Source organism: Micromonospora sp. NPDC049257, from assembly GCF_040678915.1.
GTDB classification, from domain to species: domain Bacteria; phylum Actinomycetota; class Actinomycetes; order Mycobacteriales; family Micromonosporaceae; genus Micromonospora; species Micromonospora antibiotica.
In genome coordinates, this window is record NZ_JBFAQU010000005.1 from 290478 (window position 1) to 314581 (window position 24104).

At 74.2% G+C, this 24104-nt stretch carries 21 protein-coding genes; 10 read left to right on the forward strand and 11 right to left on the reverse strand.

Annotation, left to right across the window (positions count from 1 at the left end; all coding sequences use genetic code 11):
* Positions 1–37: 37 nt before the first annotated feature.
* The 5 genes from AB0K25_RS11475 to AB0K25_RS11495 are packed head-to-tail and all read right to left on the reverse strand — an operon-like array spanning position 38 to position 4264.
* The gene (locus tag AB0K25_RS11475; protein WP_208567726.1) at positions 38–736 is read right to left on the reverse strand and encodes a CoA pyrophosphatase; all 699 of its coding nucleotides are present in this window, start codon (positions 734–736) and stop codon (positions 38–40) included.
* Positions 737–764: 28 nt separating this feature from the next.
* On the reverse strand, positions 765–1457 hold the full coding sequence (locus AB0K25_RS11480; protein WP_357536496.1) for a TlpA disulfide reductase family protein: 693 nt from the start codon (positions 1455–1457) through the stop codon (positions 765–767).
* Positions 1454–2242, reverse strand: a complete 789-nt coding sequence (gene nth / locus AB0K25_RS11485) for an endonuclease III (RefSeq protein ID WP_357536498.1) — start codon at positions 2240–2242, stop codon at positions 1454–1456. The genes AB0K25_RS11480 and nth overlap by 4 nt, the downstream gene beginning before the upstream one ends.
* Before the next feature lie 52 nt (positions 2243–2294).
* Complete coding sequence (locus AB0K25_RS11490) at positions 2295–3452, reverse strand: CapA family protein (RefSeq protein WP_219465101.1); 1158 nt, start codon at positions 3450–3452, stop codon at positions 2295–2297.
* A gap of 56 nt (positions 3453–3508) precedes the next feature.
* Positions 3509–4264, reverse strand: coding sequence for an adenosylcobinamide amidohydrolase (locus tag AB0K25_RS11495; RefSeq protein ID WP_363819852.1), 756 nt, complete (start codon positions 4262–4264; stop codon positions 3509–3511).
* 220 nt (positions 4265–4484) lie between these two features.
* Here AB0K25_RS11495 and AB0K25_RS11500 point away from each other — a divergent pair, with 220 nt between their 5' ends.
* The 9 genes from AB0K25_RS11500 to AB0K25_RS11540 all read left to right on the forward strand — a co-directional run bounded on the left by AB0K25_RS11500 (position 4485) and on the right by AB0K25_RS11540 (position 14918).
* Positions 4485–5162 (forward strand): Crp/Fnr family transcriptional regulator, encoded by a 678-nt coding sequence (locus AB0K25_RS11500; protein WP_067306583.1) that lies wholly within the window; start codon positions 4485–4487, stop codon positions 5160–5162.
* Between the two features lie 167 nt (positions 5163–5329).
* On the forward strand, positions 5330–6073 hold the full coding sequence (locus AB0K25_RS11505; protein ID WP_357536504.1) for a metallophosphoesterase family protein: 744 nt from the start codon (positions 5330–5332) through the stop codon (positions 6071–6073).
* A 104-nt stretch (positions 6074–6177) separates the two neighbouring features.
* Positions 6178–6816: a TetR/AcrR family transcriptional regulator gene (locus tag AB0K25_RS11510; protein ID WP_208567720.1), complete on the forward strand. Its 639-nt coding sequence runs from the start codon at positions 6178–6180 to the stop codon at positions 6814–6816.
* A 34-nt stretch (positions 6817–6850) separates the two neighbouring features.
* Entirely contained in the window at positions 6851–7057 is a 207-nt protein-coding gene (locus tag AB0K25_RS11515; RefSeq protein WP_357536506.1) for a hypothetical protein, read from the forward strand.
* Positions 7054–8760, forward strand: coding sequence for an acyclic terpene utilization AtuA family protein (locus AB0K25_RS11520; RefSeq protein ID WP_357536508.1), 1707 nt, complete (start codon positions 7054–7056; stop codon positions 8758–8760). The genes AB0K25_RS11515 and AB0K25_RS11520 overlap by 4 nt, the downstream gene beginning before the upstream one ends.
* Positions 8757–9953: an acyl-CoA dehydrogenase family protein gene (locus tag AB0K25_RS11525; RefSeq protein ID WP_357536510.1), complete on the forward strand. Its 1197-nt coding sequence runs from the start codon at positions 8757–8759 to the stop codon at positions 9951–9953. The genes AB0K25_RS11520 and AB0K25_RS11525 overlap by 4 nt, the downstream gene beginning before the upstream one ends.
* A 118-nt stretch (positions 9954–10071) precedes the next feature.
* Entirely contained in the window at positions 10072–11673 is a 1602-nt protein-coding gene (locus tag AB0K25_RS11530; protein WP_357536512.1) for a carboxyl transferase domain-containing protein, read from the forward strand.
* Between the two features lie 69 nt (positions 11674–11742).
* Positions 11743–13758, forward strand: a complete 2016-nt coding sequence (locus tag AB0K25_RS11535) for a biotin carboxylase N-terminal domain-containing protein (RefSeq protein ID WP_357536514.1) — start codon at positions 11743–11745, stop codon at positions 13756–13758.
* Complete coding sequence (locus AB0K25_RS11540) at positions 13755–14918, forward strand: acyl-CoA dehydrogenase family protein (protein ID WP_357536516.1); 1164 nt, start codon at positions 13755–13757, stop codon at positions 14916–14918. The genes AB0K25_RS11535 and AB0K25_RS11540 overlap by 4 nt, the downstream gene beginning before the upstream one ends.
* An 18-nt stretch (positions 14919–14936) precedes the next feature.
* On the opposite strand, the gene AB0K25_RS11545 is transcribed toward AB0K25_RS11540, so the two are convergent.
* Positions 14937–15977, reverse strand: a complete 1041-nt coding sequence (locus AB0K25_RS11545; protein WP_208567713.1) for a hypothetical protein — start codon at positions 15975–15977, stop codon at positions 14937–14939.
* Positions 15974–16915 (reverse strand): transporter substrate-binding domain-containing protein, encoded by a 942-nt coding sequence (locus tag AB0K25_RS11550; RefSeq protein ID WP_208567712.1) that lies wholly within the window; start codon positions 16913–16915, stop codon positions 15974–15976. Before AB0K25_RS11550 ends, AB0K25_RS11545 begins: the two co-directional genes overlap by 4 nt.
* A gap of 233 nt (positions 16916–17148) precedes the next feature.
* On the opposite strand from AB0K25_RS11550, the gene AB0K25_RS11555 reads away from it, so the two are divergent.
* Positions 17149–17475 carry a hypothetical protein gene (locus tag AB0K25_RS11555; RefSeq protein WP_208567711.1) on the forward strand — a complete coding sequence of 109 codons (327 nt, stop codon included), beginning with the start codon at positions 17149–17151 and terminating at the stop codon, positions 17473–17475.
* Here the strand turns inward: AB0K25_RS11555 and AB0K25_RS11560 are convergent.
* The 4 genes from AB0K25_RS11560 to AB0K25_RS11575 all read right to left on the reverse strand — a co-directional run bounded on the left by AB0K25_RS11560 (position 17462) and on the right by AB0K25_RS11575 (position 24094).
* Complete coding sequence (locus AB0K25_RS11560) at positions 17462–19021, reverse strand: serine/threonine-protein kinase (RefSeq protein ID WP_357536518.1); 1560 nt, start codon at positions 19019–19021, stop codon at positions 17462–17464. The genes AB0K25_RS11555 and AB0K25_RS11560 overlap by 14 nt on opposite strands.
* A gap of 30 nt (positions 19022–19051) precedes the next feature.
* Complete coding sequence (locus tag AB0K25_RS11565; protein ID WP_219465108.1) at positions 19052–19570, reverse strand: hypothetical protein; 519 nt, start codon at positions 19568–19570, stop codon at positions 19052–19054.
* A 154-nt stretch (positions 19571–19724) separates the two neighbouring features.
* Positions 19725–23297: an adenylate/guanylate cyclase domain-containing protein gene (locus tag AB0K25_RS11570; RefSeq protein ID WP_357536521.1), complete on the reverse strand. Its 3573-nt coding sequence runs from the start codon at positions 23295–23297 to the stop codon at positions 19725–19727.
* Positions 23294–24094: an MBL fold metallo-hydrolase gene (locus AB0K25_RS11575; protein WP_357536522.1), complete on the reverse strand. Its 801-nt coding sequence runs from the start codon at positions 24092–24094 to the stop codon at positions 23294–23296. Before AB0K25_RS11575 ends, AB0K25_RS11570 begins: the two co-directional genes overlap by 4 nt.
* Positions 24095–24104 lie beyond the last annotated feature (10 nt).

The window sequence follows — 24104 nt, forward strand, 5'->3', positions numbered from 1 at the left end:
GACACCCGTGCGGCGCTGTGGATGCGGAACGTGACGGTCAGGTCAGCGGGCCGGCCAGTTCGTCGGCCTCGTCGGTGCCGGCCGAGGGGGCCGGGGTGGCCCCGGTCGGCGGCAGCTCGACCACCCGCGACCAGGGCCACGGCCGGGCCCAACCGCCCATCTCCAGCAGGGCGGCCAGCACTCCGGCGGTGAAACCCCAGACCAGCATCCCCCGGACGGAGAACGCCGGGCCGATCCAGCCGCTGGAGTGGCGGACCCGCAGCCGGTTGGCCGGGTCGACCAACTCGGCGACGGGCAGCCGCGCGACGTGCGCCACCTCGGCCGGCTCCCGGGGGTGCACCGGGTGCGGGCTGTGCCACCAGGCCAGCACCGGGGTGACCACGAAGTCGCTGACCGGGATCCAGAGCTTCGGCAGCTCGGCGAGGACGGTCACGCTGGCCGGGTCGAGGTCGACCTCCTCGTTGGCCTCGCGCAGCGCGGTGGCCCGCGCGTCGGCGTCCTCCGGGTCGGCCGCGCCGCCGGGGAAGGCCGGTTGGCCGGCGTGGTTGCGCAGCGTGGCGGCCCGTTGTAGGACCAGCACGTCGGGGCCGACGCCGGGCTGTTCACCGAGCAGCACCAGCACCGCGCTTTCCCGGCCGCCCTCCTCGGGGGTGGTCAATCGGGTGAAGTCCTCGGCACGGGCGGTGCCGAGCCGGTCCAGCAGCGGGTCGAACCAGGACGGCGGACGGGGATTCACCGGGTCGGCCCGGCACCGGGGGTCGGCCTCACGCGGGCACCGCCAGACCGAGGTGCCGGCGGACCAGGTCGGCGAGGCGGGCGTCGTCGAGCGCGCCGGAGTTGTCGGTGTGCCGGATCCGCCCCTGCGCGTCGACCAGCAGGGTGAGCGGCACGGCCGTGCGACGCAGCTCCCGTTGCAACGCCTCGCCCTGGTCGAAGAGCACCGGGAACCGGATGCCGAAGTCCTCACCGATGGCCTGCGCGCCGTCCCGGCTGTCCCGGCTGTTCACCCCGATCACCTGGAGCTGGCCGGCGGCGCGGACGCTGAGCCGTTGGAAGGCGGGCAGCTCCTGGCGGCAGGGCGGGCACCAGGAGGCCCACACGTTGATCACGGCCGGGCCGTGGATGTCGCGCAACGCCACCGGGGACCCACCGGTGAAGCAGGAGAGCGTCAGCTCGGGCAGGAGGCTGCCGCCACCGTCGGCCGGAGCCGGGCTGCCGGCCGTACCGCTGCCGTCGCCGGCACCGGCGGACCCGGTGGGGGCGGCGGCACCGGCGGACCCGGTGGGGGCGGCGGTGCCGGGGGCCGGCGGGGCGGTCAGGGTGGCGCAGTCGGCGAACGGCGACGGGCGCGGGGCTCGGTCGGGGCCGGTGGCGGAGCCTGTCGGCTCGGCGGCGGCGGTGCAGCCGGCGAGGACCAGCAGCGGCGGGACGAGCAGTGCGGCGAACCGGCGTTTCACGGTGCCTCCGCGACGACGGCCTGTGCCGGCACCAGCTCCGGGTCGACCCCGGCGGCGACCGCGAGCTCCCGGGCCCGGGGGCCCTTGAGCAGCTTGGCGGCGGCGGCCGGCTCGGTCGGCCCGAGCCCGTACGACGGGCAGAGCCGGCTCAGGGTGCACGCCCCGCAGGCCGGCTTGCGGGCGTGACAGACCCGCCGGCCGTGGAAGATGATCCGGTGGGAGAGCATGGTCCACTCCCGCTTGGGGAAGATCGCCCCGATCTCGTGTTCGATCTTGACGGGGTCGGTCTGGATGGTCAGCCCCCAGCGCTGCACCAGCCGCTGGAAGTGGGTGTCGACGGTGATCCCCGGGACGTCGAAGGCGTTGCCGAGGATGACGTTGGCCGTCTTGCGGCCGATCCCGGGCAGCGTCACCAGGTCGGCCAGCCGGCCGGGGACCCGGCCGTCGTACCGCTCGGTCAGGGCCTGGCCCAGCTTGATCAGCGAGTCGGTCTTGTTGCGGTAGAACCCGGTCGGCCGGATCAGCTCCTCCAGCTCGCCCCGGTCCGCCCCGGCGTAGTCGGCCGCCGTCGAATAGCGGGCGAACAGCTTCGGGGTGACCTCGTTGACCTTCTTGTCGGTGCACTGGGCGGAGAGGATCGTGGCGACGGCCAGCTCCAACGCGGTGGAGTGGTCGAGTTCGCAGTGGGCGTCCGGGTGCGCCTCGGTCAGCGCCCGGCCGATCCGCCGGGCACGCCGGGTACGGCCGAGTTCCGTCTCGACCCGGCCGGGAGAGCTGATGGTCACGCCGGCCAGCCTACGTCGCCGCCCCGACGGGCCGCCGGAGCACGCCCCCGGGTCAGCCGGCGTCGGGCGGGCTGATCTTCCCCTTGCCGTCGAACCGCGCCCCGGTACGCGGGAAGTCGTTGCCGCTGAGCTGCTTGACCAGCCCGAGCCCCTGGTCGGCGGAGTCCATCCCCGGCTTGCCCACGGAACTCATCCGGGTGGAGGTGAACGAGCCACCGGCGAAGCTGCCGTCGGGCTTGAGGGAGACCTTCAGCACCCCGCCCCAGCCGAGCCGGCCGGTCGGGTTGAGCGACCGGGCACCCCCGGCGAAGTTGCCCAGGCTGTACGCGATCAACCGGCCCTGGTAGAACTCCATCCCGCGCAGCACGTGCGGACCGTGCCCGACGATCAGGTCGGCCCCGGCGTCGATCATGGCGTGGGAGAACTTCACCGGGTCACCCCGGTTCTCGCCGAGGAACATCTCGGTGCCGGGCCGGACCCGGGTCTTGTCCGACCCCTCGCCACCCATGTGCACCTGCACCACGACCAGGTCGGCCATGGTGGCGGCCTTCTCGACGACCCCCTTGGCGGCGTCGATGTCGACCAGGCTGTTGGACCACGGGTACGACGAGAAGCCGGCCACCGCGACCTTCACCCCGCCGACGTCGACCACGGTGATCTGGTCCGGCGCCCCGGTGTGCTTAAGGCCGTGCTTCTCCAGTGCCTGCTGGGTGTTCTCGTAGCCCTGCGGGCCGAAGTCGTAGCCGTGGTTGTTGGCCTGGTTGAGCAGCTGGAATCCGGCGTCCTTGAGATGGGAGGCGTACTCCGGGGGGACGCGGAACTGGTAGCAGTTGCTGGCGTTCGCGCCGCACTTGCCGGTGCCGGTGTCGGTGGTGAGCGGCTCCTCCAGGTTGCCCATCACCAGGTCGGCCTTGAGCGCACCCTTGACCTCGTCGAAGAAGCCCTTGCCGCCGTTGGCGGGCAGCCGGGACGGGGCCATCCCCATCACGATGTCCCCGGTTGCCGACAGGGTCACCGACTCGTCCTTGCCGGCCGCCCCGGTGGTGGTCGGTACCGGGGAGCCGCTGGCGCCACCGCCACCACCCGGACGCCAGACCGGGTCCGGGGTGTCGTGCTGGGCGCAGCCGGCGAGGACCACGGCGAGCAGCGCGCCGGTGGCGTACGCGGCGCGGCGGCGGGGACGGGACTGGGAGAAGGCGGCAGAGTACATCGCCCGCGACGCTACCGGGTGGGTAATCGACCGACGACGGCCGATCGGACGGAAGTTCAGCACGACCGCCGCTGCGACCACGGGACGCAGGGCACCGCCCCGCCGTCGCGGACCGCCGCGTGGACGACCCGGGCCAACGGGGCGCCCCAGGTCGACCGGGGGCCGCCGTAGGGCTCCGCCCGGCCGGCCGGCGGGCAGAGCACGGTGACCGCGTCGGTGGGGGTGCCGGTGCCCGGTAGGCCGAGTTCCCCGATCGCCTGGCACTTCGCCTCGGTGGCGGTGGCGACGGCGTTCACCAGTGCGGCGTCGCCGAGCGCCACCGGCACGTAGACGACGACGTTGACCGTCCCCACCCGCTGCGCTAGGGCCCCGCCCTGCCCGGGGGTCCCGCCCTGGCCGGGGGCGACGCCCTGCTCGGGAGCAGCGCCCTGCTCGGGGGTAGCGCCCTGCTCGGGGGTAGCGGGCTGGGCGGGGGCGGCGGCCCAGAGGGGGGTGCCGAGGCCGACGGTGACCCAGGCGCGGACGCCGGTGTCGGTCCGGGTCACCACCTCGGCGACGTCCACTCCGGTGAGTAGGCCGATCCCGGGCCCGTCGAGGCCGAGCCGGTCGGCGAGCTCAGCCAGGTGGGCCGCCGGGTCGTCCCGGTGGTACGACATCGGCACGGTCGCGTTGACCACCCAGTGGCGTACGCCGACCCCACCACCGAGCGGACCGGAGCTGACCGCCCGCAGCGGTGAGCCGGCCCGCCACACCAGGAGCGGTATGTCCCATCCGTCCTCGAAGCGGTGGGTCAACACCGGGTCGCCAAGCACCGGGACACCCTACGACCAGCGGCGACAACTGTCGGTGAGCAGGTGGTGTGGGCGGCTGATCGTAGTGGCCGATCGGGTCGGCGGGGTTACGCCCAACGATCAAGTTTCCCGGGGTGCAGCTCTGATTCGTCCTCACGTGCGCCTAGACTTGGCGGCGCGCGAGGGATCAGCGGACGGCGGACCCGGCCGAGGGACGGCAACGCGCAACCGGAGGTGCGCGATGGACGAGGTACTGGCCCGCAGCGGGATCTTCCAGGGTGTCGACCCGGAGGCTGCCGAGGCGCTCGCCAAGGAGATGGAGACGATCGACGTCCGCAAGGGCGAGATCGTGTTCAACGAGGGCGAGCCCGGCGACAGTCTCTACATCCTCCTGTCAGGCAAGATCAAGGTCGGGCGTCGGGCAGCGGACGGCCGGCAGAACCTGATCGCGGTGATGGGCCCGTCGGACATGGTCGGCGAGCTGTCGCTCTTCGACCCGGGTCCGCGTACGGCCACCGCCACGGCGGTCACCGACACCCGGCTGGTCCGGCTGCGCAAGCAGGCGCTGCGGCCCTGGCTGAACAACCGGCCCGAGATCGCCGAGCAGCTGCTGCGGGTGCTGGCCCGTAGGCTGCGCCGGACGAACGACTCGCTGGCCGACCTGATCTTCACCGACGTGCCGGGCCGGGTCGCCAAGAACCTGCTCCAGATGGCCGGCCGGTTCGGCACCCGCGACGGCGGCGTGCTGCGGGTGACCCACGACCTGACCCAGGAGGAGATCGCTCAGCTCGTCGGCGCCTCCCGCGAGACGGTCAACAAGGCGCTCGCCGACTTCGCCTCGCGGGGCTGGCTACGACTCGACGGCAAGAGCATCATCATCCTCGACCCGGAGCGTCTCGCCCGCCGCGCCCGGGTCTGACCGGCACCGCCTCACCGTCCGAGCCAGGACCGCCCTCGCCGGCGGCCCTGGCTCGTCGGCATTCCGGCGCCGGTTCCGCCCGCCCCGGTCGACCGGTCGGTGATGACCCGCTCTGCCCGGCGCAGAATCCCTCGACAACCCGCTCCGCCGGGCGCGACCCTGGACCGGTGCTGGAACGCGTAGCGGTGCTCTCCGACGTCCACGGCGCGTTGCCCGCGCTGGAGGCGGTGCTGGCCGAGCCGGAGGTGGCCGCCGCTGACCTGATCGTGGTCACCGGTGACGTGGCGGCCGGCCCACAGCCGGTCGAGGTGTTGGACCTGCTGACCGGGCTGGGTGCCCGGGTCCGCTGGGTACGCGGCAACGCCGACCGGGAGCTGGTGCAGGCCCGCGCCGGCCGACCGTCGGAGCACGACGTCTCGAACTGGGCGGCGGAACAGCTCCGGGCCGACCAGGTGGTTCTGCTGGCCGCGCTGCCGTTGACGCTCACCCTCCCGGTCGCCGGCCTCGGTCCGGTGCTCTTCTGCCACGCCACGCCCCGCGACGACGAGGAGGTGGTGCTCGTCGACTCCCGGCCGGCCCGCTGGGCCGAGGTGTTCGCCGGATTGCCCCCGGAGGTGCGCACCGTGGTCTGCGGGCACACCCACATGCCGTTCACCCGGCTGGTCGACCGCCGCCTGGTGATCAATCCGGGCAGCGTGGGCATGCCGTACGGCGGGCCGGGGGCGTACTGGGCACTGCTCGGTCCGGGGGTGCAGCTGCGCCGTACGGGATTCGACGTCGACGCGGCCTGTGCCCGGGTCGCCGCCGGGTCGGGCTATCCGGACGCCGCCGCCTGGGCGGACGAGTACCTGCGCTCCCGGCACAGCGACCTCGACGCGCTCACCGCCTTCGCCCCGCGCGACGGCCGCTGACCGGCGACCGGCACCGGAACGGACCGACGGCACCGGCCGGGGTCACCACGGAGCCTAAAAAAGTCAGGCTTGACTGTTTGTTTCGGCGACGGCACGCTGTTCCCGTGTCCACCCCGTCGACCCGCGTCCCCCAGCAGGAACGCAGCCGCGCCACCCAGGCCCGGCTGCTGGAGGCGACGGTCGACTGCCTGGTGCGGTACGGCTGGTCGGGCACCACCACGACCGTGGTCGCCGCCCACGCCGGTGTGTCCCGGGGCGCCCAACTGCACCACTACCCCACCAAGGCGGCCCTGGTCACCGCCGCCGTCGCCCACCTCGCCGAGCGCCGCGCCGAGGAGTTGCGCGTCGAGGCCGAGGCGCTGCCGGTCGGGCCGCAGCGGCTCGACCGGGTGATCGACCTGCTCGGCGTCGCGTTCACCGGGCCGCTCTTCGTCGCCGCGCTGGAGCTGTGGGTGGCCGCCCGCACCGACCCGGAGCTGCGCGGCGCGCTGGTGCCGTTGGAGGCGCGGGTGGGTCGGGAGATGCACCGGCTCACCGTCGCGCTGCTCGACGTGGACGAGCGCCGCCCCGGCGTCCGCGAGGCCGTACAGGCCACCCTCGACCTGCTGCGCGGGCTCGGCGTGGCCAACCTGCTCAACGACGACTCGGCCCGGCGCACCGCCCTGCTGCACACCTGGAAACACCAGCTCGCCACCCTGCTCGCCCCCGGAGCAGCAGCACCGGGCCACGACGACCCGGCCTGACCCTCACTCACCGGCCCACCCGACCGGAGGCACCATGGTCGACCCGACCGCACTGCTCGTCGACCTGACCGACGGGTCCGACCAGCTCGTCGCCGCGCCGCCCCCACCGGACGTGCTGCCCGACCGCAGCGGCCGTACCGTGCTCGCCGCCGCGTGGCTGGACGTGGCGCAGGTCCGCGCCGGCCCGCCGGGGGCAGGCCGCGCACCCCGCGCGGGCGCAGCCGGGACGGTCCTGCGGTGACCGGGGTGCTGCGGGTCGGCAACGCCTCCGGCTTCTACGGCGACCGGTCCACCGCCTGGCGGGAGATGCTCGACGGCGGTGAGCTGGACGTGCTGACCGGCGACTACCTGGCCGAGCTGACCATGCTGATCCTCGGCCGGGACCGGCTGCGCGACCCCGGCCTCGGTTATGCGAAGACCTTCCTGCGCCAGCTCGAAGGTTGCCTCGGCACCGCCCTCGACCGGGGGGTGCGGATCGTCACCAACGCGGGTGGGCTGAACCCGGCCGGGCTGGCCGCCGCGATCGGCGTGCTCGCCGACCGGCTCGGCCTCGCCGTCCGGGTCGCCCACGTCGAGGGCGACGCCCTGGCCCTGCCGGACGCGCTCACCGCCAACGCCTACCTCGGCGCGTTCGGCATCGCCGCCTGCCTCGACGCCGGGGCGGACGTGGTGGTCACCGGGCGGGTCACCGACGCGTCGCTGGCGGTCGGGCCGGCCATCGCCCGGTTCGGCTGGGGACGCGACGACCTGGACGCGCTGGCCGGGGCGACCGTCGCCGGGCACCTGATCGAGTGCGGGGCACAGGTCACCGGCGGCAACTTCAGCTTCTTCACCGAGCTGCCCGACGGCGGGCACCGGCCCGGCTTCCCGATCGCCGAGATCCACCCGGACGGCTCGTCGGTGCTCACCAAGCACCCCGGCACCGGCGGCGCGGTCACCGTCGAGACGGTCACCGCCCAACTGTTGTACGAGGTGGGCGGCCCCGACTACCTCGGCCCGGACGTGGTGACCCGGCTGGACACGGTACGGCTGCACCCGGACGGGCCGGACCGGGTCCGGGTGGACGGGGTCCGGGGCACCCCACCGCCGGCCACCCTCAAGGTGGGCGTCAACAACCTGGGCGGCTTCCGCAACGCGATGACGTTCGTGCTCTGCGGGCTGGACATCCCGGCCAAGGCGGCCCTGGTCCGGGGGCAGGTCGAGGCGGCGGTCGGCCCGGACGGGCTGGAGTTCACGCTGGCCCGTACCGACCATGTCGATGCGGTCGACACCGAGACGGCGAGCGCGCTGCTGCACGTACACCTGCGTGACGGTGACCGGGCTCGGGCCGGGCGGGCGTTCTCGGCGGCGGCGGTGGAGCTTGCCCTGGCCTCCTATCCCGGTTGCACGTTGACCACCCTGCCCGGCGACGCCACCCCGTACGGGGTCTTCACCGCCGACGCCGTGCCGCAGGCCGACGTGCCGCACGTGGCCGTCCTGCCCGACGGCACCCGCCTGCCGGTCCCGCCGCCACGGACGGTGGCACCGGCCGTGGCCGGGCCGACGCCCGGCACGGCGGGCCCGACCCCGGTGGCCGGGCCGACCCGGCGGGGTCCGTTGGGTGAGCTGGTCGGGGCGCGGTCGGGTGACAAGGGTGGCGACGCCAACCTCGGCGTCTGGGCGCGTACCGACGCGACCTGGGAGTGGCTGCGCGGGTGGCTGACCGTCGACCGGCTGGCCGGGCTGCTGCCGGAGACGGCCGCGTCGACCGTCGAGCGGTACGAGCTGCCGAACCTGCGGGCGGTCAACTTCGTGATCCGGGGCCTGCTCGGGCCGGGGGTGGCCGCCTCCACCCGGTTCGACCCGCAGGCCAAGGCGCTCGGCGAACTGCTCCGCTCCCGCATCGTCGACCTGCCCGCCGCCCTCACCCCCGGACGGCCCGCAGCCGGGGAGGCCGACCGGTGACCATCGTGGACACCCCGGAGCGGCGGCAGTTACGGGAGCTGACCCGGGCCTTCGTGACCCGGGAGGTGCTGCCGCACCTGGCCGACTGGGAACGGGCCGGTGAGGTCCCGCGCGCGCTGCACGCCACCGCCGCGAAGCTCGGCCTGCTCGGCGTCGGCTTCCCCGAGTCGGTCGGCGGCAGTGGCGGCGACCTGCTCGACTCGATCGTGGTCACCGAGGAGATCATCCGCTCCGGCGGCTCGTCCGGGCTGGTCGCGGCCCTGTTCACGCACGGTGTCGCGCTGCCGCACATCGTCGCGGCGGCCGGCGGGCGGACCGGCGGCACGCTCGGTGGCCGGCTCGCCGCCCGCCCGTCCGCCGCCGACGACCCGCTGGTCACCAGGTACGTCCGGCCGACGCTGGCGGGTGAGCTGATCGGCGCGCTGGCGATCACCGAACCGGAGGGCGGCTCCGACGTCGCCTCGATCCGCACCACCGCGCGCCGCGACGGCGACCACTACCTGGTGAACGGGACGAAGACGTACGTGACCAGCGGGGTACGCGCCGACTTCGTCACCACTGCGGTCTGCGGTGACTTTCCCGGCAGCGGGTCGCTGCACCTACTGGTGCTCGACAAGGGCACCCCCGGGTTCACCGTCGGCCGGAAGCTGGACAAGCTCGGCTGGCACTGCTCGGACACCGCCGAGTTGTCCTTCGTGGACGTCCGGGTGCCGGTGGGCAACCGGATCGGCGAGGAGGACACCGGCTTCCTGGCGATCATGCAGGGCTTCGCCGCCGAGCGGCTCTCCCTGGCCACCCAGGCGTACGCGACGGCGCAGCGCTGCGTGGAGCTTTCGACCCGCTGGTGTCGGGACCGGTCCACGTTCGGTCGTCCGCTGGCCAGCCGGCAACTGGTCCGGCACCGGCTGGCCGAGATGCACACCCGCGCCGAGGCGGCCCGCGCGTACGTGCACCAGGTGGCCGCCCGGGTGGCGGCCGGCGAGCCGGTGGTGACCGAGGTGGCGATGGCGAAGAACGTCGCGGTGGCCGCCTGCGACCAGGTGGTCGACGCCGCGCTGCAACTGCACGGTGGCTTCGGCTACCTGCGCGACGCCGAGGTCGAGCGGCACTACCGGGACGCCCGCATCCTCGGCATCGGCGGCGGCACCACCGAGATCATGAACGAGATCATCGCGAAGGGCCTGGGCCTGTGAGCGCGAGGAGTGAGCCGGGTTTGCGAGCCCCGCAGTCGCGAACGAAAGACGGACCTGTGAGCGCGAGGAGTGAGCCGGGTTTGCGAGCCCCGCAGTCGCGAACGAACGGGGGAAATCTGTGAGCACACTGGAGAGTGCGGTCGATCCGGCCGCGCCGGCCTTCGTGGCCAACCGGGACGCGCTGCGGGACCGGCTCGCCGAGTTGGACGCCGCGCTCGACCAGGCGCGGGCCGGCGGTGGCGAGAAGTACGTGGCCCGGCACCACCAGCGCGGGAAACTGCTGCCCCGGGAGCGGATCGAGTTGCTGCTGGACCGGGACAGCCCGTTCCTGGAGTTGTCGCCGGTCGCCGGGTACGGCAGCGACTTCCCGGTCGGGGCGAGCGTGGTCACCGGCATCGGCGTGGTCGAGGGCGTCCAGTGTCTGATCGTCGCCAACGATCCGACGGTACGCGGCGGCGCGGTGAACCCGTGGTCGCTGGCGAAGACCCGGCGGGCCGGCGAGATCGCCCTGGCGAACCGGCTGCCGATGGTCAACCTGGTGGAGAGCGCCGGGGCGGACCTGCCCACCCAGGCGGAGATCTTCATTCCGGGCGGTCGGGTGTTCCGCGACCTGACCCGGCTCTCCGCCGCCGGGATCCCCACGGTCAGCGTGGTCTTCGGCAACGCCACCGCCGGTGGCGCGTACGTGCCGGGGATGTCCGACCACGTGATCATGATCCGGGACCGGTCGCAGGTCTACCTGGCCGGGCCGCCGCTGGTGAAGATGGCCACCGGCGAGGTCACCGACGACGAGTCGCTCGGTGGCGCGGCGATGCACGCCGGCACGTCGGGCCTCGCCGACCAGCTCGCCGAGGACGAACGGGACGGCATCCGGCTGGCCCGGCGGTGCGTACGCCGGTTCAACTGGCGCAAGCAGGGTCCGCCGCCGCGCGACCCGGCACCCCGACCGCCGAGGTACGACCCGGAGGAGCTGCTGGGCATCGTCAGCGCCGACCTGAAGGTGCCGTTCGACCCGCGTGAGGTGCTGGCCCGGGTCCTCGACGGCAGCGAGTTCGACGAGTTCAAGCCGGCGTACGGCACCGCGCTGGTCACCGGCTGGGGTGAGCTGCACGGCTACCCGGTGGGGGTGCTGGCGAACGCGCGGGGGGTGCTGTTCAGCGCGGAGGCGCAGAAGGCGGCCCAGTTCATCCAGCTCGCCAACGCCGCCGACACCCCGCTGCTGTTCCTCCAGAACACCACCGGCTACATGGTCGGCACCGAGTACGAGCAGCGCGGCATCATCAAGCACGGCGCGCTGATGATCAACGCGGTGGCGAACTCGACGGTGCCGCACCTGACGGTCAACCTGGGCGCCTCGTACGGGGCCGGCAACTACGGCATGTGCGGCCGGGCGTACGAGCCGAGGTTCCTGTTCACCTGGCCGAACGCGAAGTCGGCGGTGATGGGTCCGGCGCAGTTGGCCGGGGTGCTGTCGATCGTCGCCCGGCAGGCCGCCGCCGCCCGGGGCCGGGACTACGACGAGGACTCCGACGCGGCGATGCGGATGATGGTCGAGCAGCAGATCGAGTCGCAGTCGGGGGCGCTGTTCCTGTCCGGCCGGCTCTACGACGACGGGGTGATCGACCCCCGGGACACCCGTACCGTCCTCGGGCTCTGCCTGTCGGCGATCCACAACGCACCGGTGAAGGGCGCCGACGGCTTCGGCGTCTTCCGGATGTAGCCCCGTGAGCGCGAGGAACGCAGCGCAGCGGAGTCCCGCAGTCGCGAACACCAGCGAGAGGGCGTGATCATGGTTGTTCGGAAGCTGCTGGTGGCCAACCGGGGGGAGATCGCCCGCCGGGTCTTCGCCACCTGCCGGGCGCTGGGCGTGGCGACGGTCGCCGTGCACTCCGACGCGGACGCCGACGCGCCGTACGTGGCCGAGGCCGACGAGGCGGTCCGGCTGCCGGGGAACACGCCCGTCGAGACGTACCTGCGGATCGAGCTGATCCTGGACGCGGCCCGGCGCACCGGCGCGGACGCGGTCCACCCGGGTTACGGGTTCCTCGCCGAGCACGCCGGGTTCGCGGCGGCCGTGGTCGACGCGGGCCTGACCTGGGTCGGTCCGCCGGCCGGGGCGATCGCGGCGATGGGCGACAAACTGGCGGCGAAGGAGCTGCTCGCCGACGCGGGCGTGCCGATGCTGCCTTCCTGGACCGACGGCGACGAGGTCACCGACTTCCCGGTGCTGGTCAAGGCGTCCGCCGGGGGCGGCGGCCGGGGGATGCGCATCGTCCGCGACCCGGCCGACCTGCCGACGGCCGTCGACTCGGCACGCCGCGAGGCCGCCGCCGCGTTCGGCGACGGCACGGTCTTCGTCGAGCGGTACGTCGAGCGCGGCCGGCACGTCGAGGTGCAGATCTTCGGCGACACCCACGGTACGGTCGTGGCCCTCGGTGAGCGGGACTGCTCGATCCAGCGGCGGCACCAGAAGATCGTCGAGGAGGCCCCGGCGGTGCTGCCCGACGGGGTGCGGGAGCGGCTGCACGCGGCGGCGGTCGCCGCCGGGCGGGCTGTCGACTACGTCGGGGCGGGGACGGTGGAGTTCCTGCTCGCCCCGACGGGTGAGTTCTTCTTCCTGGAGATGAACACCCGGCTCCAGGTGGAGCACCCGGTCACCGAGGCGGTCACCGGGCTGGACCTGGTCCGGCTGCAACTGCTGGTCGCCGAGGGTGGCGCGTTGCCGGTGCCGGCGACCCCGCCGGCCGACGGCCACGCCATCGAGGTACGGCTGTGCGCGGAGGACCCGACGCAGGGGTTCCGGCCGGCGACCGGCACGCTGCACCGGTTCGCGGTGCCCGGGGTGGTCGGCGAGTTCACCCCGACCCGGGGCCTGCGGCTCGACTCGGGGGTGGACACCGGTTCGACGGTGGGCGTGCACTACGACTCGATGCTCGCCAAGCTGGTCGCCTGGGCGCCGACCCGGGGCGAGGCGGCCCGGGCGCTGGCCGGGGCGCTGGCCCGCGCCGAGTTGCACGGGGTGGTCACCAACCGGGACCTGCTGGTCCGGGTGCTGCGCAGCGCGGAGTTCGGGTCGGCGCAGGTGGACACCGGGTTCCTGGACGCGCACCCGGAGGTATTCGCGCCGCTGCTGCCGGCCGACGGGCTCCCGCTCGCCGCGCTGGCTGCCGCGCTGGCCGGGGCCGCCGCGCGCCGGGCCGTCGCCCCGGTGCTCGCCGGCCTCCCGTCGGGTTGGCGCAACGTGCCGGCCGTTCCCCAGGTCGTCCGGTACGCCACGGCGACCGGGGACGAGATCGAGGTGCGCTACCGCCTGGACCGGTCCGGCGCGCTCGCCGACTGGTCCACCGACCCGGCCGTCGCCGGCCCCGGCCCGACGACGGCCGACGCACCGGACGCCCCGCCGGTGGTGGAGCTGGTGACGGCGGCACCGGACCGGGTGCTGCTCGACGTGGCCGGGGTACGGCGGGCGTTGCGCGTCCACCGGGCGGGGTCGGTGGTCTTCGTGGACGGCCCGGACGGGGCGGCGGAGCTGACCGAGCTGCCCCGCTTCCCACTGCCCCGCGCCGTGTTGGCGGTCGGGTCGCTGCTCGCGCCGCTGCCCGGCACGGTGACCCGGGTGCACGTGGCGGCCGGTCAGCGGGTCGCCGCCGGTGACCTGCTGCTGACCCTGGAGGCGATGAAGCTGGAACATCCCGTGCTCGCCCCGACCGACGGCGTGGTCGCCGACCTGCCGGTGCCCGCCGGTGGGCAGGTCGAGACGGGTGCGGTGCTGGCCGTGGTCAACCCTGAGGAGGCACCCCGATGAACTTCGACCTCACCCCTGAGCAGGATCAGCTCCGCGACGCCGTCCGCGCGCTGGGCCGCCGGTACGGCCACTCCTACTTCGTCGAGAAGGCGAAATCCGGCGGGCACACCACCGAGTTGTGGGAGGAGGCCGGCCGGCTCGGCTACCTGGGCGTCAACGTCCCCACCGAGTACGGCGGCGGCGGTGGCGGCCTCACCGAGCTGGCCATCGTCTGCGAGGAGTTGGCCGCCGCCGGTTGCCCGCTGCTGCTGCTGGTGGTGTCGCCGGCCATCGCCGCCACGGTGATCCACCTGCACGGCACCGATGAGCAGCGCAAGCGTTTCCTGCCCGGGTTCGCCGACGGCTCGCTGAAGGTGGTCTTCGCGATCACCGAGCCGGACGCCGGGTCGAACTTCCACCGGCTCGGCACGGTGGCCCGCCGCGACGGCGACGACTGGCTGCTCTCCGGCCGCAAGTGCTACATCTCCGGCGTGGACGAGGCGCAGTACGTGCTGGTGGTGGCCCGTACCGAGGACGCGGCGACCGGAAAGCTCAAGCCCGCGCTGTTCCTGGTGCCGACCGACGCGGCGGGGTTGACCCGGTCCAAGCTGGACATGGAGATCGTCTCCCCGGAGAACCAGTTCCTGCTCTTTCTGGACGACGTCCGGCTGCCCGCCGACGCGCTGGTCGGCGGGTCGTTGGACGCCGGCCTGCCGGCGCTGTTCGCCGGGCTGAACCCGGAGCGGATCACGGTCGCCGCGATGGGTGTCGGCACCGGCCGGTACGCCATCGAGCGGGCCACCGACTACACCGCCACCCGCAAGGTCTGGGGTGGGCGGAGCATCGGCGCGCACCAGGGGGTGGCGCATCCGTTGGCGCACGCGGCGGTGCAGGTGGAACTCGCCCGACTGATGATCCACAAGGCGGCCACCCTGTACGACGCGGGCCGCGACCTGGAGGCCGGCGTCTGCGGCAACATGGCCAAGTACGCGGCCGGGGAGGCCGCCGCGCTGGCCGTGGACACCGCCGTGCAGGCCCTCGGCGGGGCCGGTATGACCACCGAGTACGGCGTGGCGACGCTGCTCGGCGCGGTGCGGGCCGGCCGGATCGCCCCGGTCAGCCGGGAGATGATCCTCAACTTCGTCGCCCAGCACGTGCTGGGTCAGGAGAAGTCCTACTGACCCTGCGGGTCGACGGCGTCAGCGCGGGGTGCGGCAGGCGGCGTCGGTGCGGTGCACCGGTCGGACCCGCCGGCCCAACCCCTCCAGCAGCGAGTCCTCCACGTGGTAGTCGCGGATCCGCAGCCGGTGCCGGGGCAGCTCCTCCTCGCTGGGGCAGAGCACCTGGGCGCGGACGTCGTCCACCGGCACGTACCGGACGCCGCCGCGTTCCTGGAGCAGCACCATGTTGACGTCGTCCACGGTGACCACGTGCCCCCGGACGTCCTCGGTGACGCCGGGGCTCGACTCCACGGTGGTCACGGTGAGCGGCAGCACCGGTGTGGTGATCACCGGTAGCGCCGCCCAGACCAGCATGGCCAGTACCGCCGCCTCGGTGACGGAGGCGAGCGGCCGGATCACCGCCCCGGGCAGTGGGCCGGTCACCGCGAGCGCGAGCAGCGGCGGGGCGACGAACAGCACCAGGGCGAGCAGTTCCCGTTGCTGCCAGGCGTCGAGCAGGGTGGGGGCGAGCAGCCAGCCGTAGCCGGCGAGGAGCGTCACCACGATCAGCGTCCGGGGCACGGGGTGCTCGTGCAGTCGCGCCGGGGTGAGCTGGAACGCTGCGACGAACGCCGGCAGCAGCAGCGGCAGGTAGAGCAGTTGCCAGGTGACCAGGGCCAGCAGGAAACTGGACAGCACGAACCAGGCCGGGGTGAGATCCGCCCAGCGGACGAAGAGCGGGCGGCGGACGGTGGGCGGCATCCGTTCGACGCTGACCCGCAGCACCGCGCCGAGGGCGAAGACCGCGACCAGGCTGGTGGAGAGCAGCCGGGCGGCGGTGGTCAGGAAGCCGGCCAGCAGGTTGACCGGCCCGACGTTCGCCACCAGCAACAACGTGGTCTGGAGTTCGCCGCCCGCCTCGACGCCGAGGCGCAGCACGGAGAAGATGGCGGGGACGCCCACCACCGCCGTCCAGAACGACTGGCTGGCCCGTGTCCGCCGCTCCACCGCCGGGTCCCAGCCGTCGCGTACCGGGACGGTGGTGGCGCCCAGATCCTGCGGTACGGCCGGGGCGGTCACCGCGTCGGCGCCTTGTCGTCGAAGTCGACCAGCGCCGGCACGTTGAGCGGTTGGGGCTGTGCCTTCTCCGCTTTCAGATACGGTGCGAGGGACCTGGTGTAGGCGGTGATCCACGGACTGCTGATCCCGTTGCGACCCTGGAGGTAGCTCTTCTGCAGGGCGAAGGCGACCAGGTCGCGCAGGGCGGGGTCGCCGATCGGCACCCCGATGCCGAGCAGTTCGCTGGTGCCGAAGGGCATGTCGACGATCTCGAACTCGGTCGGATAGAGGGAGAGGAAGCCGGCGAGGATCGTCTCGTCGGAGCTGACCGCGTCGTAACGACCTTCCCGGATGCCCTTGACGCAGTCGCCGACCTCCTTGACCACGAGCACCTTGACGTCGTGTTTGGCCAGCTCGGCCTCGGTGGTGGAGCCACCACTGGTGCAGACCTTGTAGGCCGGTTCACGGAGGTCCTCGATGGTGCGGATCTTGTCCCTGAGCCGGGTCGGCACCATCACCTCCTGGGTGGTGACGAAGTACGGCCCGGCGAAGCTGACCAGCTTCTCCCGCTCCTCGGTGATGGAGAAGCTGGAGACCACCAGGTCGACCACGCCACCCTGGAGGGCGGGGATGCGATCCTCGGTGGTCACCGAGACCCACTCGATGCGCTGGTCGCCCTCGTAGCCGAGGTAGGAGGCGACGTAGCGGGCGATCTCCACGTCGAAGCCGGAGTGCTTGCCGTTGCGCAGCTCGCCCATCAGCGGCTCGGTGGTGGCCACCCCGATCTTGATCTTCGCCTGACCGTCGATGTGCGACTCGCGCAGCTTGTCGCGGACCGAGGGCAGCGAGGGTTCGCGGCGGTTCTCGCAGCCGGCGGCGGCGGCCAGGGTGAGGGTCAGGGCCACCGCCAGGGTGGTGGTGACCGAACGGACCCGGTGGCGGGCGGACGTGTCGTTCATCGGCGCACCTCGCTGACGGACAGCCTGGGGGACACCGAGGGTAGCCGTTCCGGTCCATCTCGGTCGCGCCGCACCGGTGGCGGGTCGTCCGCCGCGACACCCGCCCGACCGGAAGGCGGGAGCAGGGCGGAGGGCGGGGACCGTCTTCCGGCGTTTCGTCACTCTAGGCAGAACGGTCAACCACACCGAGCCGTATGGTTTGACAGCGCGCCCGTTCAGGCCATGCTTGTCAGGTGAGCCGATTCCTGAAGCCGGACGCGCGGACCGTGGCGGTGGTCGCGGGGCTGGCGACCGGCGCGGTGCTGGTGGCGTTGGTGTTCCGGCATCCCGCCGGCATCCTGACGGTGGGGCTGGCCCTGCTCGGGGTCCTCTTCGCGACGGTGACCGGCACCGCGCTGGCCGCGTTGCGCGAACGCGACCACGAGGAGACACCGGCCGTGCCGCCCTCGCCGGGGCACCTGGAACCGGGATCGTTCCTCGACGCGGACACCCTCGACGCGTTGGACAGCGCGGCGGTGCTGAGCCGGCTGCACCGGATGCGCGAGGTCAGCGACCAGTGAGGGTGGGGGCGACCAGGGCGTCGACCCCCCGGCCGGCGAGGCAGCGGTAGGTCCGGTCGAGATCCGTCTCGCCGGGCGGCAGCACCTCCAGCCGCCAGCCGTTGGCGTAGTCGATCCCACTGGTCAGCCGGAACGTGCGGGCGTTGCACACCGACCGGACTGTCGGGTCCGCGCTGATCGTGGCGTGTCCGGCCCCGGCCAGCGCGGCCGGCAACTGGCCCTCCACGTACGTTTCCCAGGTGTGCCGCCCCTCGCAGGAGACCTGCGGCGCCTCCGCCCGGTCGCCGCGTAGCCGTACCGGGCCGAAGCACTCCAGCACGGGGGCGCACCGGGCACCGGGCGGCAGGGTCGCGGCCGTGCCGTCGGCCGCGCAGCCGGGCAGGGTGCCCCAGCGGGCGGCCGGGCTGGACGAGCCCACGGTCGACGGGGCGGCGGTCGGCCCGGCCACCGGTGGCGCACCGCCGGCGACCCACGCCCCGGCGCTCGCCGAGGCGGCCAGGGCGAGCACCCCGGCCCCGCCGAAGAACCAGCGTCGCCGCCGCCGCTCGCCGTGCGGAACGGTCGGATGGTCGTCCTGGGCCGGCGGGCGGGGGGCGGGCTGGCCGGTGATCCGCCCCGGTTGACCGGTGGTCCACCCGAGGGTGTACGGCCCGGTGCCGCCGGACCCGCCGGTGGAGGGCCCGCCGGAGACCGGCGCACCGCTGACCGGGGCGGGGGCCGGGTCGACGGGCAGCGCGGTGAGCAGGTCGCGCAGTTCGAGCGCGGAGGGGCGGGCGTCGGGGTCGTTGGACATCCCGGCGCGGAGCACGTCGACCAGTTCGGTGGGCACCCCGGGCAGGTCGGGGATCGGGTGGTGGAACAACTCCAGCACGGTGACCAGGCTCGGGTTGCGCTCGGACTGCCAGCGTGGGGGCCGGCCGGTCATCACCGCGTAGAGGGTGGCGCAGAGGGCGTACACGTCGACGGCAGGTGACGGCGGGCTGTGGTTGAACATCTCCGGCGGCGCGTAGGCCGGGGTGAGCACCTCCAGGGTGACCGAGGCGTCCCGCGCCTCGGCCAGCACGGCCAGCCCGAAGTCGGCCAGCACCGCCGAGTTGAAGTGCGAGTGCAGGATGTTGGCCGGCTTGACGTCGCGGTGCAGCACCCCGGCCGCGTGCGAGTGGGCCAACGCGTCGGCGATCTTGATGCCGAGGTCACGGGTCTCGGACGCGTCGAGCGGCGAGGTCCGCATCCGTTCGGCGTACGACCCGTCGCACAGCTCCATGATCAGGTAGGGGTGCTGGTCGACGGTCACCCCGACGTCGAAGAGGTCCACCACGTGCGGATGGGAGGACATCCGGCCGGCGGCCCGCGCCTCGCGCAGGAACCGGGCCTGGTCTCGTTCGTTGTCCAGGGTGCGGTTCTCCACCTTGACGGCGACCTCCCGACCGACGGAGATCTGGGTGGCCCGGTAGACGGTGGCGTAGCCGCCCCGGGCAAAGACCTGCAAGTCGGTCAGACCGGGCACATTGGGCAGCCGGGAGGCGCCGGGCGGGGTCTCGGTCACGGCTCGAAAATACCCGTTCCGCCGGGGCGCTCAGCGGTCCGTACCGGCGGCAGCGGCCGGGCCGGCGGCGACCGACCCGCTCGACGCACCCCCGGAGACCCCACTGACCTGGGACACTGTCGAGATGGGAGCGTTTCCGCCCGCACCAGCGGATCGACGGGCGTCCCAGCGCAGGCCGAGCGCCGTCGCCACCGCACCCACCCCCTCCCACAGCGCCACCCCGATGAACCGGTCCGGAGCCACGTCGGCCAGCACGGTCAGCGTGAAGACGGTGAAGGTGACCAGCCGGAAGACCACCGTGAACCGGTAGAACGCCCGCCACTCGGTCGCCACCGCCAGCAGGTAGTAGACGCCCATGTTGAACGACGCCATCGAGGACGCGGTGAGGAACGTGCCCGTGTAGTCGCCGGCCGCCCGGGTCTGCGGCACCTCGAAGCCGAGCATCCGCAACTGCGCCTCCGGCCACACCAGCCCGAACGCGCCGAGCAGCACCGCCAGCACACCGAAGACCGCGATCGTCCAACCGGCGCCCGAACGCGGCAACCTCATCTAGATCCCCCACCTGACGGCGCGACCGGCACCGAGGGGCGGTCGCGTGAAGTGACACGCTAACCGTCCCCGCCGATGCGCGCACATCCCCGTAACCGACAGACCTACCGTTTCGACGCCGGACCCCGCCGCCGACGGCGCGACGCGGGGCCGGTCAGACCCCGCCGGCCAGCCGGGCCGCCAGGGCGTCGGCGCTGGCCCGCTCGCTGCGCTGCTCGGTCGCGTACGCCAGCCGGACCGCCTCCTGCGCGCTGGCCGCCGCCTCCACCGGGTGCCCGCAGGCCGCCAACGCCTCGGCCAGCACCCCCGCGCCGATCACCTGACTGCGGACGTCCTCCGCCGGTGCGGCGACCGCCCGCCGGGCCCAGTCCAACGCCTGCTCCGACTGACCGTGGGCGAGCAGCGCGGAAGCGTACCGGGCCAGGGTCTGCCGGCGGGAGAAGAGCAGCGTCGGTGTCTTCGCGGCGGTCGTCGCCACCGGGGCGAGCAACCCGACCGCGGTGGCCGGGTCCCCGGCGGCGAGCCGGGCGGTGGCGAGCAGCACCCGGGGCGCGGCCTGCGCCGGGGCCTGCGGGTTGTGCGGTTCGACGGCGGTCAGCACCGCACGGGCGTCCCGCTCGGCGGTCTCGCAGTCGCCCATGTCCAACGCCACGAACCCGCGCAGCGTGCCGGCCATCCCGGTCAGCAGCGGATGCGACGTCCGACCGGCGTACGCCAGGGCGTCGGTGAACAGGTCGGCGGCGTGCTCCGGCTCGCCCAGCCCCCGCGCCACCACCCCCCGGACGACCAGCGCGAACCCGCGCCCCCAGTCGTCGGATACCGCCGCGAAGTCCCGGTATGCCCGGCGGGCCGACCGGTCCGCCTCGGCAACCTCGCCCAACTCGGCCGCAGCGAACGCCTCGACCGCGCGCAACGTGCCCACCGCCCACGCCTCACCGACGCGTTCCCCGAACGGCAGGAAGATCCCGGCCAGCCGGCAGGCTTCCCCCAACCGGCCGGCCAGCAGCCGGGCGAAGGCGGTGGTGCCGCGCAGCCAGGCCCGCCCGTACGGGTCCTTCAACTCGGCGAAGAGCCGGGCGGCCCGACCGAGCACCGCGTCGGTGCCGGCGAAGTCCCCCCGGGTGGTGGTGACCCAGGCCAGGTTCTGCAACGCCCAGGCCTGCCCCCGCAGGTCCTTCGCGGCGAGGCTGATCTGGTAGGACGCGGCGAGCCGGCTGCTCGCCTGACCGAGTCGACCGGCGACGAAGTCGGCCATCCCGAGCCGGCGCATGGCCGAGGCCCGCAGGTTGGTCACCTCCCCGGCGGTGGCCACCTGCAACGCCTCCTCCCAGCAGGCCACCGCGCGCCCCTGGTCGCCCTGCGTCTGGTGGGCCTGGCCGGCGAGCAGCAGGGCGCTGGCCCGGGTGCCGGCGTCGTCACCGGCGTTGGCGGCGATCTTCTCGGCGAAGGCCAGCGCGTCGCCGACCCGGCCGACCTGGAGCAGCGCCCGGGCGTGCGCGACCCGGTCGGCCGGGGGCACCCCCTCGCGGGCCAGGTCGGTGGCGCGTTCGGCGTGTTCGACGGCCAGTGCCGGCTCACCGGCCTGCAACGCCCGGCGGGCGGCCCGGCCCAGCGCGGCCACCCCCAGCCCGGCGACCGTCCGGGCCGGCGAGTCGGGGCGGAGCTTGACCGCGTCGGCGAGGGCGGCGGCCCGCTCGACCTGCTCGGCCACGAAGTCGTCCCGGGCGGCGTCGGTGAACCCGCCGGGTGCGGCGACCGACGCCGCCGGGTCACCGGTGGCCCAGCGGGCCAGTGCGGCGTGCCGTTCGGCCAGCTCCGCCTTGCTCACCCCGGCGTAGGCGGCCTCGCGCATCAGCGGGGTGGCGAACGCGAAACCGGTCCGGGTGCGGTGCAGCATCCGGCGTTGCAGCAACTCCTCGACGGCCCGTTCCAGCTCGACGGCGGCCACCGCGGCGGGCCGGCCGTCCCGCCCGGCCCGCTGCTCGCGCAGCGCCTCCAACGCGCCGGTGGGCACCGCGTCACCGACCACGGCGGCGTCGCGCAGCGCCGAACGGGCCTCCGGTGGGAGGGCGTCGATGCGGGCGGCGAGCACGGCGGCGAGGTCCCGGGAGAGCAGCCGGCTGCCCAGCGAGCCGGGCACCAACCGCCAGCCGCCGTCCGGGCCTGCGGTCAGCGCTCCCCGCTCCCGCAGCAGGGTGACCAGTTCGGCCAGGTAGAAGGCGTTGCCCTGGGCGGTGGCGAGCAACCGGTCGGCGTCGGACTGGGGCAGCCTGCCGCCGTTGAGATAGCTGGTGAGCAGGCGGGAGGCGTCCGCGCCGCGCAGCGGCGGCAACGGTTGCACCTCGGCGTCGGCGATCCAGGTCAACGTCCCGGCGGTCCGGACCAGCTCCGGTCGACCCAGCAGCATCACCAGCACCGGGCCGGTGAGCCGGGACAGGGTCGCGCCGAGGGCGGCGATCGTCTCGCCGGTGGCGTCGTGCAGGTCGTCGACCACGATCACCAGCGGCGCCTCGGCGGCCAGCGCGCTGAGCAGCCCGGCCACCGCGACCGGCACCGCCTCGGCGTCGGCGGCCGGCGGGGTCGCCCCCCAGCCGCCCTGGTCACCCGCGTTGCCGGGCAGTTCGGCGTAACCCAGCAGCGCCAGCAGCTGGTCAGCGGCGATCGGCGGTACCTCGGTACGCAGCCGGCCGAGCCGTTGACCGAGCCGGCGCAGCCGCTCCTCGACGGCCGGCCGGGTGAGCGCGGTGGAGGTGTCGCTGGGCAGGCCGACGGCGGCCCGGACCAGGTCGGCCAGCGGGGCCAGCCGACGCCGCTCACCGAAGGCGGCGCAGCGGACCGAGAGCACCCGGGCCCCGCTGTGCGCGGCGTACCGGCCGGCGCCGACGTCGTAGCCGGCGGCGAGGCGTTCCACCTCGGCGGCGAACCGGGACTTGCCGATCCCCGCCTCGGCGGTCATCAGCAGCACCCGGGGTTCGCCCCGGTCGATCACCTCGGCGAGCCGGCCGGCGACCCGGCCGATCTCGGTCTCCCGCCCGACGAAGGGGGCCTCGTCGCCCAGCCCCGACCGGGTGCCCGGGGCGTCCAGCAGACCCAGCAGCTCGTACGCCTCGACCGGCTCGCGCTTGCCCTTGAGCCGCAGCGGGCGCAGCACCCGCCAGGAGGCGACGTGCCGGGTGGCCGAGGACGTCCGGGCACCGGCGTAGATCGCGCCGACGGCGGCGGCGTCGGCGAGCCGGGCGGCGGTGTTCACCGTGTCCCCGATGACCGTGTACTCGATGGCGGCCTGGATGCCGGCGATCACGTCGCCGGTGTTCAGCCCGACCCGCAGGCCGAGCGGTGCGCCGCCGCCGCGTTCGTCGTCGAGGACCCGGCGCACGGCCCGCTGCATCGACAGGGCCGCCCGGACGGCCCGCTCGGCGTCGTCCTCGTGGGCCACCGGGGCACCGAAGACCGCCATGATCCCGTCGCCGGTGAGTTTGTCGACGTGCCCACCGAACGTCTTCACCGCACCGGCGAGCGCGGCCAGCACCCGGTCGGTGACGGCACCGACACGTTCCGGGTCGAGGTCCTCCGACCACGAGGTGAACTCGGACAGGTCACCGAAGAGCACGGTGACCACCCGGCGCTCGGCGGTCGGCAGGGTGGCGGCGGCCGGCAGTGCCGCCCCGCAGTTGTGGCAGAACCGCGCGCCCGGGACGGCGAGCGTGCCGCACACCGGGCAGGTCACGGCTGCTCCACTCCGAGGTGTTCGAGTTGCGCGCGGACCGACCACTCGGCGGCCCACCACAGCGACCGGTCCACGTCGGCGTAGACCGTCGCCACCACCTCGGCCGCGGTGCGCGCGCCCGCGTCGACGGCGGCCCGCACCTGGTCGAGGCGGGCCTGGCGGTGGGCCAGGTAGAAGTCGGCCGCCGCACCGCAGTCGGCCAGCGCCGGGCCGTGCCCGGGCAGCGCCGGGATCCCCTGGTACGCCGAGAGCCGCTCCAGGCTGGTCAGGTAGTCGCCGAGGTGGCCGTCGGGGTGGGCGACGACGGTGGTGCCCCGGCCGAGGATGGTGTCCCCGGTCAGCACCACCTGCTCGGTGCCGTACGACACCCGGAAGCAGACCGAGTCGGCGGTGTGCCCGGGGGTGTCGACCAGGTCGATGTCCAGCCCGGTCCCGCCGAGCTGCGTACCCGCCCCGGTCAGTGGCGGGCCGCCGATGGTGTGCGCGGGGTCGACGGCGAGCACGGGTGCCCCGCCGAGCAGTTCACTCAGCCGGGGGGCGCCCTCGGTGTGGTCGGGGTGCCCGTGGGTGATCAGCACGAACCCGATCGGTCCCGACGCCGCCACGGCGGCCAGGTGCGCCTCGTCGGCCGGGCCGGGGTCGACGACGACCGCGTGCGGCGCACCCGGGGCGCGTAGCACCCAGGTGTTGGTGCCCTCCAGGGTCATCGGCCCAGGGTTGGGGGCGCGCAGCAACGTCACCCAGTCCGGCAGCCGGTCGGCCAGCGCGGCCGGTGGTGCCGTCACATGCCCGGTCATGGCTGCGATC